Source organism: Streptomyces sp. NPDC006610, from assembly GCF_040611575.1.
GTDB lineage: Bacteria > Actinomycetota > Actinomycetes > Streptomycetales > Streptomycetaceae > Streptomyces.
This window is the reverse complement of record NZ_JBEXOP010000013.1, coordinates 161946-177441: the sequence shown is the minus strand read 5'-3', so window position 1 is coordinate 177441 and position 15496 is coordinate 161946. Positions and strand designations below refer to the sequence as shown.

Here is a 15496-nt window from a genome sequence, read left to right as displayed (position 1 = left end):
ATCAGGTCCTGGTCCAGGGTGATGCGGCCGAAGTCCATCGCCACCGTCGTGGTGGTCTTGTCCCCGGTGTGGGTGAGGTCGTCGATGCCCGCCGAGGCGGACGTCATGACGGCCTCCGTGCGCAGCGGGTTGATCTCCGAGACGGCGCCGACGAACGTGGTCTTGCCCACGCCGAAGCCGCCCGCCACCACGATCTTGGCCGAGGTGGTGGCGGTTCTCGGTTCAGAGCTTGCGAAGGCCACTGAGCACCCTTTCGAGCAGTGTCACGTCGGGGGCGCCGCCGTTGCTCTCGTCGCCGCCCGGCTGGTGGACGGCCACGAGGCCGGCCTCGGCGAGGTCCGCGACGAGAATCCTGGCCACGCCGAGCGGCATGGAGAGCAGCGCCGAGACCTCGGCGACCGACTTCACCTCGCGGCACAGGTGGCAGATGCGCTGGTGCTCCGGGAGCAGTCCCATGAGCGCTGCCGGGTCGGCCGTCGTGCTGATCAGCGCCTCGAGGGCGAGCTGATAGCGAGGCCGGGTCCGGCCGCCGGTCATCGCGTACGGACGTACCAGCGGCTGGTCGCCCTCGTCCCCGTACGGATCTGTGTACGGATCATGAGAGGCGGTGGGCGGGGTCATGAATCCTCCGGGCGGGACAGCAAGTTGGTCAGTCGTGCCGTCTGACTGGGGCCGGTGGGGGGATTGTGGCGGCCGGACGGTGATTTGGTGAGACGGGTGGATCCGGGCGGGTCAGTGAAGCAGACTTCCTTGCAGTTCGGCGCGCAGGTCGGGCGTGAGCACCGCGCCCGCGCGGTCGACCAGCAGCGCCATCTCGTAGCCGACGAGACCGATGTCGCACTCGGGGTGCGCGAGGACGGCCAGCGACGAGCCGTCCGAGATGGACATGAGGAAGAGGAATCCCCGCTCCATCTCGACGACGGTCTGAGCGACCGTGCCGCCCTCGAAGATCCGGGACGCCCCCGCCGTCAGTGAGGTCAGTCCCGACGCGACGGCCGCGAGCTGGTCGGCGCGGTCGCGCGGGAAGCCCTCCGACATCGCCAGGAGGAGACCGTCGGCGGAGACGACGACGGTGTGGGACACCCCGGGGGTGTTGTCCACGAAGTTGGTGATCAACCAGTTGAGGTTCTGTGCCGCCTGGCTCATCTGGCTCAACTAACGCTCCTGCTGGTGAGTGGGGCTGGGGAAGCTGCCCGTCTGGCCGGAACCGGCCTGGCGGCCCTGTGCGATGCCCCGGCGGAGGTTGGTCAGCCGGCCGCGCACGTCCTGTGGGGCGCGCGAGACCTGCGGACCGCTCTGGTGCTGTTGCTGCTGAGCCGTGCCCGGGACGAGGTTCGCCCGGGGCACCCGGCGCGGCAGGCCGGAGGTGGTGACGCCGCCCGCGGCCGGCTGCCGTACGCGCTCCGCCTGCCGGACGAGATCGTCGTTCGGCGAGCTGCGCCAGGCAGGGGCGGCGGGACGCTGGGGGGACGCGGGGGCCTGCGGGGCCGGCGTCAGGCCGGGACCCTGCGGCTGCTCGGGACGTCCCTGCGGGGACTGCTGACCGGGCCGGCCGGCCTGGCCCGCCTGGCCGTTCTGGTCGGCCTGGGCGTTCTGACCGCTCTGGCCGTTCTGGTCCGCCTGGCCCTGCTGGCCGCGGAACCAGTTGGTCTCCAGCGTGTCGTACAGCGGGGTGCGTCCGTCGCCGGGAGTCGGCGCCGGCGGCAGCGCCTCCGGCTCCTGGCGGACGGGCCGCTGCGGACGCTGCGGCACCTGGCGCTGCCCGAAGTCGCCCTGCGGCCGCTCGAACCGGCCGGTGGCGGAGGGGTCCTGCGGGGCGCCGGGCAGGGCGTGCCGGCCCGTGGTCGAGCCGTCGTGGCCCTGCGCGGGGTACTGGCCGGTAGCCCCGTTGTCGTACGTCGGGACCGCCGGGTACTGGCCGGTGGATCCGTTGTCGTACGCCTGCGGCGCCTGCGGGGCGACCGGCGCGGCGAACTGGCCCGTGGAACCGTTGTCGTAGCCCTGCGGGGCGGCGAACTGGTCCGTGCGGGACGGGTCGCCGAAGTCGCCGGCGGTGTTCTGGTCGTTCTGCGCGTTCTGGCCGGTGCCGCCGAAGAGGTCCTGGCGGGCGAACCGGCCGGGGCCGGCCGCGGTGTCGGGACCCGGGCGGGGGTAGTCGCCGGCGCCCTGGCCGATCACCGGGATCTCGGCGGTGGCGCCGGGGCCCTGACGGTCGTCGACGCGCGGCAGCCGCGAGGTCTGGGAGACGTCCGGCTCGTCGTGGCCGCGGGGGGCGTCCAGCGCGTCGCGCGGGACCGGCGGCCGGGCGTTCTCGTCGCCCCAGCTCGGCACCCGCTGCTGCGGGCCGCCCGGAAGCTCGGCGCGCGCCCCGCCCCGCGGCGGCAGCTGCCTGCCGCGACGGCCGGTGCCCTCGCCGGCGCCGCGCGGCGGCACGGGACCACGGGCGTCCTGACCCTGCGGCGCGCCGGCGGACTGCATGCCCTGAGCGGCGCCCGCGCCCGCCGGGGCCGGCCGGCCCTGCTGCGGGTTCTGCTGAGGAGACTGCGGCTGCGCCGGACCCTGCGGCCCGCGCGCGTCGCCCGGTCCGCCCGGACGGCCGCCCGCGTCGCGGCCCGGCAGCGCGGCCCGCGGACCCTGGCCGGCGCCGAGCCGGCCACCGCCGGCCGCACCCGCGCCCAGCGCCCCGCCGGGGGCCGGCGCGCCGGCCCCGAGGGGACCGCCGTTGTTGCGGCGGGCCGCCGCCGCGCCCGCGGCGGCCTGCGCGGCGGCGGGACCGCCACCGCCGACCGGACCGCCCGGACCGGGCTTGCCCTGCGGCTTGCGACCGCCCTGGGCGACGTCCACGGGCAGCATGACCAGCGCGGTCGTGCCGCCCGAGTCGGACGGGCGCAGCTGGATGCGGATGCCGTGGCGCTGCGAGAGGCGGCCGACCACGAACAGACCCATGCGGCGGGAGACGGAGACGTCCACGGTGGGCGGCGAGGCGAGCCGCTCGTTGATCGCGGCGAGGTCCTCGGGGGAGAGGCCGATGCCGGTGTCGTGGATCTCGATCAGCACCCGGCCGTCGGGCAGGGCGTGACCGGTGACCTTGACCTTGGTCTGCGGGGAGGAGAACGAGGTGGCGTTCTCCAGCAGCTCGGCGAGCAGGTGCACGAGGTCGTTGACGACGCGGCCGGCGACCTCGGTGGTCGGCACCGAGGCCAGTTCGATGCGCTCGTACTGCTCCACCTCGGAGGCCGCGGCGCGCAGCACGTCGACCAGCGGGACCGGGCGGGTCCAGCGGCGGCCGGGCTCCTCGCCCGCGAGGACGAGGAGGTTCTCGCCGTTGCGGCGCATACGGGTGGCGAGGTGGTCGAGCTTGAACAGCGAGGCCAGCTGGTCCGGGTCCGCCTCGCGGGACTCCAGCTCGGAGATCAGCGACAGCTGGCGCTGGATCAGACCCTGGGAGCGGCGCGAGAGGTTGGTGAACATCGCGTTGACGTTGCCCCGCAGCAGGGCCTGCTCGGCGGCGAGGCGGACCGCCTCGCGGTGCACGTCGTCGAAGGCCGCGGCCACCCGGCCGATCTCGTCGCGGGAGTGCACGCCGACCGACTCCACGGAGGTGTCGACGTCCTGCGGGTCGGCCTCGGACAGCTGCTTGACCAGCTCGGGCAGCCGCTCCTGGGCGACCTTGGTCGCGGTGTCCTCGAGGCGGCGCAGCGAGCGGATCATGGACCGGGCCACGACGAAGGCGCCGACCAGCGAGACGCCGAGCACGAGCAGGATGAGCGCACCGGAGATGATCGCCTCGCGCTCGGACTCGTTGCGCAGCTCGCGCGCCTTCTGCTCCATGTCCTCCAGGAGCCGGCGCTCGATGTTCTTCATCTGCTGGATCTTGGTGGAGCTGTCGTCCACCCAGTCGCGGTAGGAGCGCTTGTCCAGTCCGCGCAGGCCGTTCTGCCGGCCCAGCGCGCGGCTGGCGTAGGTGTCGGTGGCCTCGATGATCGCGTTGCCCTCGTCGATCGGCTTGAGGAGTTCCTCGGCGCCGTCGCCGTAGATGCTGGTGAAGCTGCGGATCTCGGAGGTCTGGCTCTGCAGGGCCGACTCGGCGTAGAGCCGGTCGTTCTCCGACAGCTCGCCGTAGGTGGTGTTGTTCGCGGGCAGGGCCGCGGCGAGGACCGCGCGCTGGATCGACGCGTATTCCTTGGCGTTGGAGAACGCCGCCAGCGCGCGGGTGCGCTGGATCATCTCGGGGTTGCTGGTGGCCTCGGCCATGTCCTGCGAGAGGTCCAGCAGGTGGGTGACGAGGCGGTGGTAGGCCTCGACGGTCTGGGTGGAGTTGCGCTCGGCCTCGTAGGCGTTGTTGCGGATCTCGTTGAGGCTGTTGAGGTCGCGGGCGATGCCGACGAGGCTGTCGCGCACACCCTGGAGGTTGCCGTCCTTGCTGGCGGCGTCGACCTCCTCGGAGGCGTCGAGGAAGCTGTCCAGCGCGAGGTCGGTCTTGTCCTGGTAGCCCTTGACCGTGATGCGGCTCGACGTCGAGCGGTGCGCCAGCGGGCCGGCGGACTGGTCGCGCTCCTCCTGGAGGGCGGCCGCCAGTTCGGTGGCCTGCTTGGTCATCTCCGTCAGCAGCTTCATGTTGTCGAGCTGCTGCATGTCGTCCATCGACTGGCTGATGCGCAGTGCGCCCAGCGAGGTGGCCGCGACCACCGGCAGCGCCAGCAGGGACACCAGTCGGGTGGAGATGCGCCAGTTGCGCAGGGCTATTCGCGGCCCGGGTCCGCTCACGCCCTGCGGCGGCTTCACCGCCGGGACGGAAGCCGCCGGACCCGGCGTCGTGGACGCACCGGGGCGCCCGGAGCGCCCACCGCCGTCACCGGACGGGGCCGGGGCCTGGCCCTGGGCGTGCTGGGGCGAGGAACCGCGGTCGGTCCCGCCACGCGGCTCCGGCTCCGCCGAAGCGCTGCCATCCCTCTTGAAACGTCCCTGCACTAGCGTCGCAACCTCTGGACCAGGCGCCCCTCCGCGTGAACGGAAGGACGGTGTCGGCGTCGTCGGGAGCGCCCTGAATACGCTCCCGGGTGGTCGTGAGTGACCGGCGCTGGTTCCCCCATTCTCGCCGCCACTCGGCGCTGTCTCGCGCCCCCTGCGCGCCGGCTCGATCCTGCAGCGGTCCGTGGAATTCCAGCACAGTGCAGGATCTCCAACAAGGCTTGTTGGTCAGGCTGTGACCTCCGTGACAGGGCGTGAGTGATGTGTGACGAGGTGTAGAGCGACGTCTGCCTTATAGCGGACATAACGTCGCCAGTCGCCCGGATGGGCGGGGTGTCCCAGTCGCCATGATCAGGAGCGGAATGACAGGTTCAGGCCCGGAATGTCGTCTTTGCCATCCCGAAAAGCCCGTCGGAATTGACCGGTTTGAGCCGGTGATCGTGAGCAAAATCACACCGAAAAGCCGGACACTTCACGCCCCCGGCAGGGAATCGGATGTTTAGCCTGACGCTTTACCGGAGGCGTCAGCCGGACAACCTCCGCCCACCGCGCCATGAGAAGGGCCCCGGCCCCCGGCGCCTTCACACGACAGGGTTCACTACTACCGTGAAGACGACGATGATGTTCCGCAAGATCGCCAACCCGCGGCGCACGACGCTGGCGCACCTCAAGGCCGCCGACGAACTGCAGACCCCGGCGCAGCCGGAGCACCCCGTCGACCTGCCGGCCCAGACGGCCAACCCCCGCCGCACCATCCTCAACGAGCTGCCGACCTCGGCCTCCGCCGGGAAGTAGACGGGGAGCAGGCGGGGCGCAGACGGCAAGCACGCCCGTGCGGACCCCGTGTCCGGACGGCCCCCGCACGACACGGCACCACACGCGCCACCGGGGCGCCTCGCGCGACGTCATGCGCGGGGCGCCCCGCCCGTGCCGCGTTAGCCTGGAGCGTCAGACTCCAGCCGCTTCAGTCAAGGGGCCAAGCATCCCGTGCGCATCGCCAGGTTCTCCATCGACGGGAACGTCGCCTTCGGCGCGGTCGAGGGCGACCAGCCGGACCAGCTCGTCCTCGACATCATCAAGGGCATCCCGTTCGCGGACTTCGAGCTGTCCGGCACCAAGGTCCCGCTGAGCAAGGTCCGGCTGCTGCCGCCGGTACTCCCCAACAAGGTCGTGGCCTTCGGCCGCAACTACGCCGAACACGCCCGCGAACTGGGCAACGAGGTACCCGACGCGCCGTTCGCCTTCTTCAAGCCGTCGACCTCCGTCATCGGCCCCGGCGACGACATCCAGTACCCCTCCTTCAGCGAGGAACTGCACCACGAGGCCGAGCTGGCCGTGGTCATCGGCCGGATGTGCCGCGAAGTCCCGCGCGACCGCGTCGACGACGTGATCCTCGGCTACACCTGCGCCAACGACGTCACCGCCCGCGACGTCCAGAAGCGCGAGAAGCAATGGGCCCGCGCCAAGGGCTTCGACACCTCCTGCCCGCTCGGCCCCTGGGTGGAGACGGACCTCGACGTGGCCGCCGCCTCCGACCTCACCCTCCAGCTCACCGTCAACGGTCAGCAGCGCCAGCTCGGCCGCACCAGCGAGATGATCCACCCCATCGAGGATCTGATCGCCAACATCTCCGAGGCCATGACCCTGCTCCCCGGCGACGTCATCCTCACCGGCACCCCCGCGGGGGTCGGCCCCCTGAACGTCGGCGACGAGGTCGCCGTCACCATCGAAGGCATCGGCACTCTCACCAACAAGGTTGTCAAGCGTGGCTAGCGCACCCGGCACTCCAGTACGCGTCCGTTTCTGCCCCTCGCCCACCGGTAACCCCCATGTGGGCCTGGTCCGCACCGCCCTGTTCAACTGGGCGTTCGCCCGGCGCAACGGCGGAACCCTGGTCTTCCGCATCGAGGACACCGACGCCGCCCGCGACTCCGAGGAGTCCTACGAGCAGCTGCTGGACTCGATGCGCTGGCTCGGCTTCGACTGGGACGAGGGCCCCGAGGTCGGCGGCCCGCACGCGCCGTACCGCCAGTCGCAGCGCATGGACCTCTACAGGGACGTCGCAGCCAAACTGCTCGACGCCGGCCACGCCTACCACTGCTACTGCTCCCAGGAGGAGCTGGACACCCGCCGCGAGGCCGCCCGCGCCGCCGGAAAGCCGTCCGGCTACGACGGCCACTGCCGCGAGCTGACCGCCGCGCAGGTCGCCGAGTACCAGGCCCAGGGCCGCGAGCCGATCGTCCGCTTCCGGATGCCCGACGAGACGATCACCTTCACCGACCTGGTCCGCGGCGAACTGACCTTCACCCCGGAGAACGTCCCCGACTACGGCATCGTCCGCGCCAACGGCGCTCCGCTGTACACCCTGGTGAACCCGGTCGACGACGCCCTCATGGAGATCACCCACGTCCTGCGCGGCGAGGACCTGCTCTCCTCCACCCCACGCCAGATCGCCCTCTACAAGGCGCTGATCGAGCTGGGCGTCGCCAAGGGCATCCCGCAGTTCGGCCACCTGCCGTACGTCATGGGCGAGGGCAACAAGAAGCTCTCCAAGCGCGACCCGCAGTCCTCGCTGAACCTCTACCGCGAGCGCGGCTTCCTCCCCGAGGGCCTGCTCAACTACCTCTCCCTGCTGGGCTGGTCCCTCTCGGCAGACCGGGACGTCTTCACGATGGACGAGATGGTCGCGGCCTTCGACGTCGCGGACGTCAACCCCAACCCGGCCCGCTTCGACCTGAAGAAGTGCGAGGCGATCAACGCCGACCACATCCGGCTGCTGGACGTGAAGGACTTCACCGCCCGCTGCGAGCCGTGGCTGAAGGCCCCCTTCGCCCCGTGGGCGCCGGAGGACTTCGACGAGGCCAAGTGGCACGCCATCGCCCCGCACGCGCAGACCCGCCTCAAGGTGCTCTCCGAGATCACCGACAACGTCGACTTCCTGTTCCTGCCGGAGCCGGCCGAGGACGGGGCGAGCTGGGCCAAGGCGATGAAGGAGGGCTCCGACGCCCTGCTGCGCACGGCCCGCGAGAAGCTGGAGGCGGCCGACTGGACGTCCCCGGAGTCGCTGAAGGAGGCCGTGCTGGCCGCCGGCGAGGCCCACGGACTCAAGCTCGGCAAGGCCCAGGCCCCGGTCCGCGTCGCCGTCACCGGCCGCACGGTCGGCCTGCCCCTCTTCGAGTCCCTGGAGATCCTGGGCAAGGAGAAGACCCTCTCCCGCATCGACGCGGCCCTGGCGAAGCTGGGGGCGTAACGGGGTCGCGGCACGGGACCGCGGGGCGGCCGGTCCGACGGCCGCCCGCTCGCCCTGCCGCGCCCGCTTCGCCGCAGGCGGGCGGTAGGCCGTACCGTCCCGCTCGCATCGCCGACGCGCTCCCGGCCGCCGCCGACGGTCGCCCCGCGGTGCGGCCCCGGCACGCCGCGCGCCCGCACGACCCGGCCCCCGCATCCCGCGGACGCGCCCGCCCCGCCCGCGTTACCGTCGGGGCATGGACATACGGGCGGTGGTCTGGGACGTCGACGACACGTTGTTCGACTACACGACCGCGGACCGCGCGGGCATGGCCGCGCACCTGGCGGCCGAGGGCCTGCTCGACGGCTACGAGAGCGTCGAGCGGGCCCTCGCCCACTGGCGGGCGGTCACCGACCGCCAGTGGGCCCGGTTCGCCGCCGGTGAGGCGGGCTTCGAGGAGCAGCGGCGCGACCGGGTGCGGGTCTTCCTGGGGCAGGAGCTGACCGACGCGGAGGCCGAGGCCTGGTTCGCGCGCTATCTCGCGCACTACGAGTCCGCCTGGGCGCTCTTCCCGGACGTGCTGCCGGCCCTGGACGCGCTCGCCGCCGGCTACCGGCACGCCGTGCTCTCCAACTCCAGCCTGCACGTCCAGGACCGCAAGCTGCGGATGCTCGGCGTCCACCACCGCTTCGAGACCATCCTGTGCGCCGCCGAGCTGGGCGTCTCCAAGCCCGCCGCCGGGGCGTTCCTGGCGGCCTGCGAGGCGCTCGGGCTGCCCCCGCGGCAGGTCGCGTACGTCGGCGACCACCCGGAGATCGACGGCCGGGGCGCGGCCGAGGCGGGGCTGTGGTCGGTGTGGATCGACCGTGACGGTGCGTACACCTGCGACGACACCACGGGCGGGCCCTGCCGCATCGCCTCCCTCGCGGAACTCCCGGCCGTCCTCGCTTCGGAAACCCGTTTTGGAGCCCCGTCCACCTTCGGGTAATGTTCTTCCTGCGCCGCCGGAGAGCGGGCCGAAAGGCCGGGAACCGGAAGCGCAAACGAGAACAAAGACCCCTCCGGGGCTTGCGTTCCAGTGGCCTATGGTGTAATTGGCAGCACGACTGATTCTGGTTCAGTTAGTCTTGGTTCGAGTCCAGGTAGGCCAGCTCGCAGAGCTCATCTGCACTCGCGGATCACATCCGCAAGCCCCCGTTGTGTAGCGGCCTAGCACGCTGCCCTCTCAAGGCAGTAGCGCCGGTTCGAATCCGGTCGGGGGTACTGGTCCCGCTCGCGGGATCGCTAGGGCCCCCGTTGTGTAGCGGCCTAGCACGCCGCCCTCTCAAGGCGGTAGCGCCGGTTCGAATCCGGTCGGGGGTACTGACTGGTCTAAACCACATTGGTCTATGGTGTAATTGGCAGCACGACTGATTCTGGTTCAGTTAGTCTTGGTTCGAGTCCAGGTAGACCAGCTCGGATCTGCGGAAACGCAAGATCCTCGCCCCCGTTGTGTAGCGGCCTAGCACGCCGCCCTCTCAAGGCGGTAGCGCCGGTTCGAATCCGGTCGGGGGTACAAGACGACCGATGGGCCCCCACTACGGTGGGGGCCCATCGGCGTGTCCGGCCCCGTGTGCCCACGGCCGAACGGAGCCCCGCGGGCCCTGGTGGTCCGGGTCTCCTCGGCCCGCCCCGCGTCTCATCTCCCGCCGAACCGGCGCCGCGACTCCTCCGCCTCCGCCAGCCGGCGCAGGGCCAGCAGCACCGGCTCGTAGAGCACCGTCAGCGCCACCGCCGCCTCCACCTGCTCGTCCGGTGCGCCGCCGTAGCGCTCCACCAGATCGAGATCGTTGACCGCGAGCCGCGCCAGCGCACGCGCGTACGGCTCCAGATCGTCGACCTCGCAGGGATAGCCGAGTCGCTCCAGCGCGGCCACGGCGGTCACCAGCATCCCGTACGCCGGCGCGTCCGGCTTTCCGGGCTCGGGGCCGTACGCCCAGCCCAGCCGCTCCAGCAGCGCGTCCGCGCGGCGCCGGGCCGTCGCCGTCGCCGGGTCCGCCTCGTCCGCCGCCGGGCCGTGCGGCAGCGCCCACACGGCCGTGCCCAGGCGCTCGTTGTGATCCAGGCAGTCGTCGTCCAGCGCCTCCAGCACTTCGCGCGCGGAGGCCACCGAGACCCCGCCGACCTGGATCAGCGCCCGCACCAGCCGCAGTCGGCGCAGATGGCCTTCGTCGTACTCGGCCTGCGTGGCGGTGACCCGGCGGCCCGGCGGGAGCAGACCCTCGCGCAGGTAGAACTTCACCGTGGCCGTGGCCACCCCGCCGCGCCTGCTCAGCTCCGACAGCCTCATCCGCCGCTCGACCCCTTCGATGAACCCACTTGCGCCCCCGCTTGGAGAGTGTCACTATCCAATCATGGATAGCGGCACTATCCAATGTGCCGTGACAAGAGGAGCAGTGGAGGTCGGACATGGGTGACAAGCCGATCGCCGGACGGATGACCGCGGACACGGACCGGGACGTCGTGGTGTTCCTGATCGGGATGCGCTTCAACAGCCTGTTCGCGCTGCGCAGTTGGTGGCCCGTGATGCGGGCCATGCCGCGCATGCTGCGGGAGCTGTCCCAGGAGAGAGGGCGCGGCCTGCTCGGCTTCCAGACGCTGCTGGGGCCGCGGGTGCTCTACGTCGTGCAGTACTGGGAGTCCACGGACAAGCTGCTCGCCTACGCCTCGGCCGGGGACGGGGAGCACCGGCCCGCGTGGGCGGCGTTCAACCGCCGGGTGCGCGAGGGGAAGGACAAGGTCGGCTTCTGGCACGAGACCTACGCCGTGCCGGCCGGCCACCACGAGGCGGTCTACGTGAACATGCCCGCCTTCGGGCTGGGCGCCGCGACCGGGGTCGTGCCGGTCGGCCGACGGGGCGAGCGCGCGGCCGAGCGGCTCCGGTCGGCGTGAGAAGGGGCGTCGTAGACGTCGCGTCGTGGGGGAAAAGGGGAGAGACGCGCTCCGGGACCTGCCGCGGCGTTGAGGCAGGCCCTGTCGCGTGTGCGGGCGCCGGGCTCAGTTGGAGCGGCGCAGGGCCTCGGAGAGGCGGGCGGCGGCGTCGATGACCGCTTGGGCGTGCATCCGCCCCGGGTGGCGGGTCAGCCGCTCGATGGGGCCGGAGACCGAGACGGCGGCCACCACGCGGTTGGACGGACCCCGCACCGGCGCCGAGACCGACGCCACGCCCGGCTCGCGCTCGCCGATGGACTGGGCCCAGCCCCGGCGCCGTACGCCCGACAGGGCCGTGGCCGTGAAGCGGGCGCCCTGTAGTCCCCGGTGCAGGCGCTCCGGCTCCTCCCAGGCCATGAGGATCTGCGCGGAGGAACCGGCCTTCATCGTGAGCGTCGAACCGACCGGCACGGTGTCCCGCAGTCCGGACAGGCGCTCCGCCGCGGCGACGCAGATGCGCATGTCACCCTGGCGGCGGTAGAGCTGCGCGCTCTCGCCCGTGATGTCGCGGAGGTGGGTGAGCACCGGGCCGGCCGTGGCGAGCAGCCGGTCCTCGCCGGCCGCCGCGGCCAGCTCCGACAGGCGCGGGCCGAGGATGAACCGGCCCTGCATGTCGCGCGCCACCATACGGTGGTGTTCCAAGGCCACGGCCAGGCGGTGGGCCGTGGGTCGTGCCAGTCCGGTGGCCGCGACCAGACCCGCGAGGGTGGCCGGACCGGACTCCAGAGCGCTCAGGACGAGGGCCGCCTTGTCCAGAACGCCGACGCCGCTACTGTTGTCCATGCAACGATACTTGCGTCTCACTCTGTGAAACGCAAGTTCAATTTTCCGTGGAACACGCCACTCTGGATGTCACGGCGGCCCGAGGCTCGGACGGGCCCGGCGGCGGATGCCCGGACGGACCAGGGGCACGGGCGCCGCTTCCTCGAAGATCTAGTTGGGTCGGCGCACGTCTGCCGACCGGAGGGAAAGCGATGGGTAGGACACTCGCGGAGAAGGTCTGGGACGACCATGTCGTCCGGCGCGCCGAGGGCGAGCCCGACCTCCTCTACATCGATCTGCACCTGCTGCACGAGGTGACCAGCCCGCAGGCCTTCGACGGGCTGCGCAAGAGCGGCCGTGCGGTGCGCAGGCTCGACCTCACCATCGCGACCGAGGACCACAACACCCCGACCCTCGACATCGACAAGCCGATCGCCGACCCGGTCTCCCGGGTCCAGCTGGAGACGCTGCGCCGCAACTGCGCGGAGTTCGGCGTCCGGCTGCACCCGCTCGGCGACGTCGAGCAGGGCGTCGTGCACGTCGTCGGCCCGCAGCTGGGCCTGACCCAGCCCGGCATGGCGGTCGTCTGCGGCGACTCGCACACCTCCACGCACGGCGCCTTCGGCGCGCTGGCGTTCGGCATCGGCACCTCGCAGGTCGAGCATGTGCTGGCCACCCAGACGCTGCCGATGGCCCGCCCGAAGACCATGGCGATCACGGTCAACGGCGCACTGCCCGACGGGGTGACCGCCAAGGACCTGATCCTGGCGATCATCGCCCGGATCGGCACCGGCGGCGGCCAGGGCTACGTCCTGGAGTACCGCGGCGAGGCCATCGAGAAGCTCTCGATGGAGGCCCGGATGACCATCTGCAACATGTCGATCGAGGCCGGCGCCCGCGCGGGCATGATCGCCCCCGACGAGACGACCTTCGAGTACCTCAAGGGCCGCCCGCACGCCCCCGAGGGCGCCGACTGGGACGCCGCCGTCGCCTACTGGAAGACGCTGCGCACCGACGACGACGCCGAGTTCGACGCCGAGGTGGTCATCGAGGCCGCCGAGCTGTCGCCGTTCGTCACCTGGGGCACCAACCCGGGCCAGGGCGCGCCGCTTTCGGCCGCCGTCCCCGACCCGGCTTCGTACGAAGACGCCTCGGAGCGCCTCGCCGCCGAAAAGGCCCTGGAGTACATGGGGTTGGAGGCCGGGCAGCCGCTGCGCTCCATCAAGGTGGACACCGTCTTCGTAGGCTCCTGCACCAACGGCCGCATCGAGGACCTGCGCAACGCCGCCGAGATCCTCAAGGGCCGCAAAGTCGCCGACGGCGTACGGATGCTGGTCGTCCCCGGCTCCGCGCGGGTCGGTCTGCAGGCGGTCTCCGAGGGCCTGGACGTGGTCTTCAAGGAGGCCGGCGCCGAGTGGCGGCACGCGGGCTGCTCGATGTGCCTGGGCATGAACCCGGACCAGCTGGCCCCCGGCGAGCGTTCCGCCTCCACCTCCAACCGCAACTTCGAGGGCAGGCAGGGCAAGGGCGGCCGCACCCATCTGGTGTCGCCGCAGGTCGCCGCGGCCACCGCGGTCCTGGGCCACCTGGCCTCCCCGGCCGATCTGTCCGACGCCGCAACCCGCACGCCCGCTGGAGTCTGATCAGTCATGGAAGCATTCACCACGCACACCGGCCGGGCCGTCCCGCTGCGCCGCAGCAACGTCGACACCGACCAGATCATCCCCGCCCACTGGCTCAAGAAGGTGACCCGCGACGGGTTCGAGGACGGGCTGTTCGAGGCCTGGCGCAAGGACCCGTCCTTCGTCCTCAACCGGCCCGAGCGGCAGGGTGCGACCGTGCTGGTCGCCGGCCCCGACTTCGGCACCGGCTCCTCCCGCGAGCACGCGGTGTGGGCGCTGCAGAACTACGGCTTCAAAACCGTGATCTCCTCCCGCTTCGCCGACATCTTCCGCGGCAACTCGCTGAAGAACGGCCTGCTCACGGTCGTGCTGGAGCAGAAGATCGTGGACGCGCTGTGGGAGCTGACCGAGCGCGACCCCGAGGCCGAGGTCACCGTCGACCTGGTCGCCCGCGAGGTGCGAGCCGAGGGCATCACCGCCTCCTTCGAGCTGGACGAGAACTCCCGCTGGCGGCTGCTCAACGGCCTCGACGACATCTCGATCACGCTCCAGAACGAGGACGCCATCGCCGCCTACGAGGCGGGGCGCCCCGCCTACAAGCCGCGCACCCTGACGGTCTGATCCGCGGATCACCCGCCAACGACGAGTTTCGGCCACCCAACACCCCGGCTGTACCCCCGATCGGCCCGATCGGGGGTACAGCCTTTTTTCCGTTCGGGTGGTGCGCCGCGGCACCCATGGTTCGCGCAACGTCCCACGTTAGGGCGGTTGTTGTTGGGGTAAAAGAGCCTTGACAGCGCGGCTCAGGCGGTGGTCCGGGCGGCCGTCGGAGGCGCGAGTTGCCCCCCGGGCGGGCGACAACTCGCCCCAGATGGCACAATCTGTGCATGGAACACGACGGCCAACTCCAGCTCTATGCGGCGGTCGCGAGCCAACTCAAGGAAGCGCACGCAAGGGTGCGCGCACTGCAAGTCCCGGAGGGCGTACGGATGGCGCTGACCCGGAAGCTGCTGGTCATCACGGCCGCGGCCAAGCACGATCTCGCCGAAGCGACCAGGCGTCTGGAGCGGTTCACGGCCGACCTCGACGAGGGGCGAATCCCCGAAGACGACGGCTGATCAAGGTCCGGAAACGCCGAGTCCGTTGCGGCACAAGGGTGATTAGCCCGTTTCGTGTTTGATTTGCGGTATATATCTGCCTAACGTGCGAAAAAGCTTGAACACTTTCGTTCTGGCGATGTCTCCGAAGGGGAAGACGTGAACAAGGCGCAGCTCGTAGAAGCGATTGCCGACAAGATGGGCGGCCGCCAGCAGGCCGCCGATGCCGTCGACCACGTACTGGACGCCATCGTCCGCGCGGTCGTCGCGGGTGAGCGGGTCTCGGTCACCGGCTTCGGTTCGTTCGAGAAGGTCGACCGTCCGGCCCGCTACGCCCGCAACCCCCAGACGGGCGAGCGGGTTCGGGTGAAGAAGACCTCGGTGCCGCGGTTCCGCGCGGGCCAGGGCTTCAAGGACCTGGTCAGCGGCTCGAAGAAGCTGCCGCGAGGAGGAGAGGTCGCCGTCAAGAAGGCCCCCAAGGGCAGCCTGAGCGGTGGCGCCGGCGCGACCGTGAAGAAGGCCGCCGCCAAGAAGGCCACCACCACCAGGGCGGCCGCGGCGAAGAAGACCACCACGGCGAAGAAGACGACGGCCAAGAAGACCACCGCGGCCGCCACGAAGAAGACCGCGGCGAAGAAGGCGCCCGCCAAGACCGCGGCCACCGCCAAGACCACCGCCGCGAAGAAGACCACCGCCAAGAAGACGGCGGCCAAGAGCGCCCCGGCGAAGAAGGCGACGGCCAAGAAGGCCCCCGCCAAGAAGTCGACCGCGCGCACCACCACCGCCAAGAAGGCCGCCGCCCGCAAGAAGTAGGCGCAGCACAGGGCACTCACGCGCCGGGCCGG

General features: G+C 71.4%; 15 protein-coding genes and 5 tRNA genes. 14 read left to right on the top strand and 6 right to left on the bottom strand.

Translation table 11 applies throughout. The annotated features are described in order from the left end of the window. The 4 genes from ABZY13_RS13840 to ABZY13_RS13825 form a co-directional block, all read right to left on the bottom strand. Nucleotides 1–242 (bottom strand): ATP/GTP-binding protein (locus ABZY13_RS13840; protein ID WP_356630144.1); only part of this gene is annotated, 242 nt, incomplete at its 3' end. After that, entirely contained in the window at nucleotides 223–621 is a 399-nt protein-coding gene (locus ABZY13_RS13835) for a DUF742 domain-containing protein (RefSeq protein WP_356630142.1), read from the bottom strand. The genes ABZY13_RS13840 and ABZY13_RS13835, both read right to left, overlap by 20 nt. A gap of 111 nt (nucleotides 622–732) precedes the next feature. Further along, nucleotides 733–1146, bottom strand: coding sequence for a roadblock/LC7 domain-containing protein (locus tag ABZY13_RS13830; protein ID WP_037654657.1), 414 nt, complete (start codon nucleotides 1144–1146; stop codon nucleotides 733–735). 9 nt (nucleotides 1147–1155) lie between these two features. Then, entirely contained in the window at nucleotides 1156–4971 is a 3816-nt protein-coding gene (locus ABZY13_RS13825; protein ID WP_356630140.1) for a nitrate- and nitrite sensing domain-containing protein, read from the bottom strand. Nucleotides 4972–5577: 606 nt separating this feature from the next. On the opposite strand from ABZY13_RS13825, the gene ABZY13_RS13820 reads away from it, so the two are divergent. From ABZY13_RS13820 to ABZY13_RS13780, 9 genes are all read left to right on the top strand, one after another. Further along, a complete protein-coding gene (locus tag ABZY13_RS13820; RefSeq protein ID WP_356630138.1) occupies nucleotides 5578–5766 on the top strand; it encodes a hypothetical protein in 189 nt (62 codons plus the stop codon). Nucleotides 5767–5958: 192 nt separating this feature from the next. Further along, the gene (locus ABZY13_RS13815) at nucleotides 5959–6744 is read left to right on the top strand and encodes a fumarylacetoacetate hydrolase family protein (protein WP_356630136.1); all 786 of its coding nucleotides are present in this window, start codon (nucleotides 5959–5961) and stop codon (nucleotides 6742–6744) included. Then, nucleotides 6737–8221, top strand: a complete 1485-nt coding sequence (gene gltX / locus ABZY13_RS13810; protein WP_356630134.1) for a glutamate--tRNA ligase — start codon at nucleotides 6737–6739, stop codon at nucleotides 8219–8221. Before ABZY13_RS13815 ends, gltX begins: the two co-directional genes overlap by 8 nt. Before the next feature lie 235 nt (nucleotides 8222–8456). After that, the gene (locus tag ABZY13_RS13805) at nucleotides 8457–9188 is read left to right on the top strand and encodes an HAD family hydrolase (RefSeq protein ID WP_356630132.1); all 732 of its coding nucleotides are present in this window, start codon (nucleotides 8457–8459) and stop codon (nucleotides 9186–9188) included. A 91-nt stretch (nucleotides 9189–9279) separates the two neighbouring features. Then, nucleotides 9280–9351 (top strand) — tRNA-Gln (locus ABZY13_RS13800). Nucleotides 9352–9390: 39 nt separating this feature from the next. Continuing rightward, a tRNA-Glu gene (locus ABZY13_RS13795) sits at nucleotides 9391–9463 on the top strand. Nucleotides 9464–9489: 26 nt separating this feature from the next. After that, a tRNA-Glu gene (locus ABZY13_RS13790) sits at nucleotides 9490–9562 on the top strand. A gap of 20 nt (nucleotides 9563–9582) precedes the next feature. Further along, nucleotides 9583–9654 (top strand) — tRNA-Gln (locus ABZY13_RS13785). Between the two features lie 28 nt (nucleotides 9655–9682). Further along, nucleotides 9683–9755, top strand: a tRNA-Glu gene (locus ABZY13_RS13780). A gap of 123 nt (nucleotides 9756–9878) precedes the next feature. Here ABZY13_RS13780 and ABZY13_RS13775 read toward each other — a convergent pair. Continuing rightward, on the bottom strand, nucleotides 9879–10529 hold the full coding sequence (locus tag ABZY13_RS13775) for a MerR family transcriptional regulator (RefSeq protein WP_356630130.1): 651 nt from the start codon (nucleotides 10527–10529) through the stop codon (nucleotides 9879–9881). A gap of 119 nt (nucleotides 10530–10648) precedes the next feature. Here ABZY13_RS13775 and ABZY13_RS13770 point away from each other — a divergent pair, with 119 nt between their 5' ends. After that, nucleotides 10649–11131, top strand: a complete 483-nt coding sequence (locus tag ABZY13_RS13770; protein ID WP_356630128.1) for a DUF4188 domain-containing protein — start codon at nucleotides 10649–10651, stop codon at nucleotides 11129–11131. 105 nt (nucleotides 11132–11236) lie between these two features. Here ABZY13_RS13770 and ndgR read toward each other — a convergent pair whose 3' ends face one another. After that, a complete protein-coding gene (ndgR, locus tag ABZY13_RS13765; RefSeq protein ID WP_356630126.1) occupies nucleotides 11237–11953 on the bottom strand; it encodes an IclR family transcriptional regulator NdgR in 717 nt (238 codons plus the stop codon). Nucleotides 11954–12144: 191 nt separating this feature from the next. Here ndgR and leuC point away from each other — a divergent pair, with 191 nt between their 5' ends. The 4 genes from leuC (at nucleotide 12145) to ABZY13_RS13745 (ending at nucleotide 15464) form a co-directional block, all read left to right on the top strand. Then, complete coding sequence (leuC, locus tag ABZY13_RS13760; RefSeq protein ID WP_356630124.1) at nucleotides 12145–13575, top strand: 3-isopropylmalate dehydratase large subunit; 1431 nt, start codon at nucleotides 12145–12147, stop codon at nucleotides 13573–13575. Nucleotides 13576–13581: 6 nt separating this feature from the next. Further along, nucleotides 13582–14175 carry a 3-isopropylmalate dehydratase small subunit gene (gene leuD, locus ABZY13_RS13755; RefSeq protein WP_356630122.1) on the top strand — a complete coding sequence of 198 codons (594 nt, stop codon included), beginning with the start codon at nucleotides 13582–13584 and terminating at the stop codon, nucleotides 14173–14175. A gap of 266 nt (nucleotides 14176–14441) precedes the next feature. Next, nucleotides 14442–14672: a hypothetical protein gene (locus tag ABZY13_RS13750; protein ID WP_356630120.1), complete on the top strand. Its 231-nt coding sequence runs from the start codon at nucleotides 14442–14444 to the stop codon at nucleotides 14670–14672. 138 nt (nucleotides 14673–14810) lie between these two features. Beyond that, a complete protein-coding gene (locus ABZY13_RS13745) occupies nucleotides 14811–15464 on the top strand; it encodes an HU family DNA-binding protein (RefSeq protein ID WP_356630118.1) in 654 nt (217 codons plus the stop codon). Nucleotides 15465–15496: the final 32 nt, after the last annotated feature.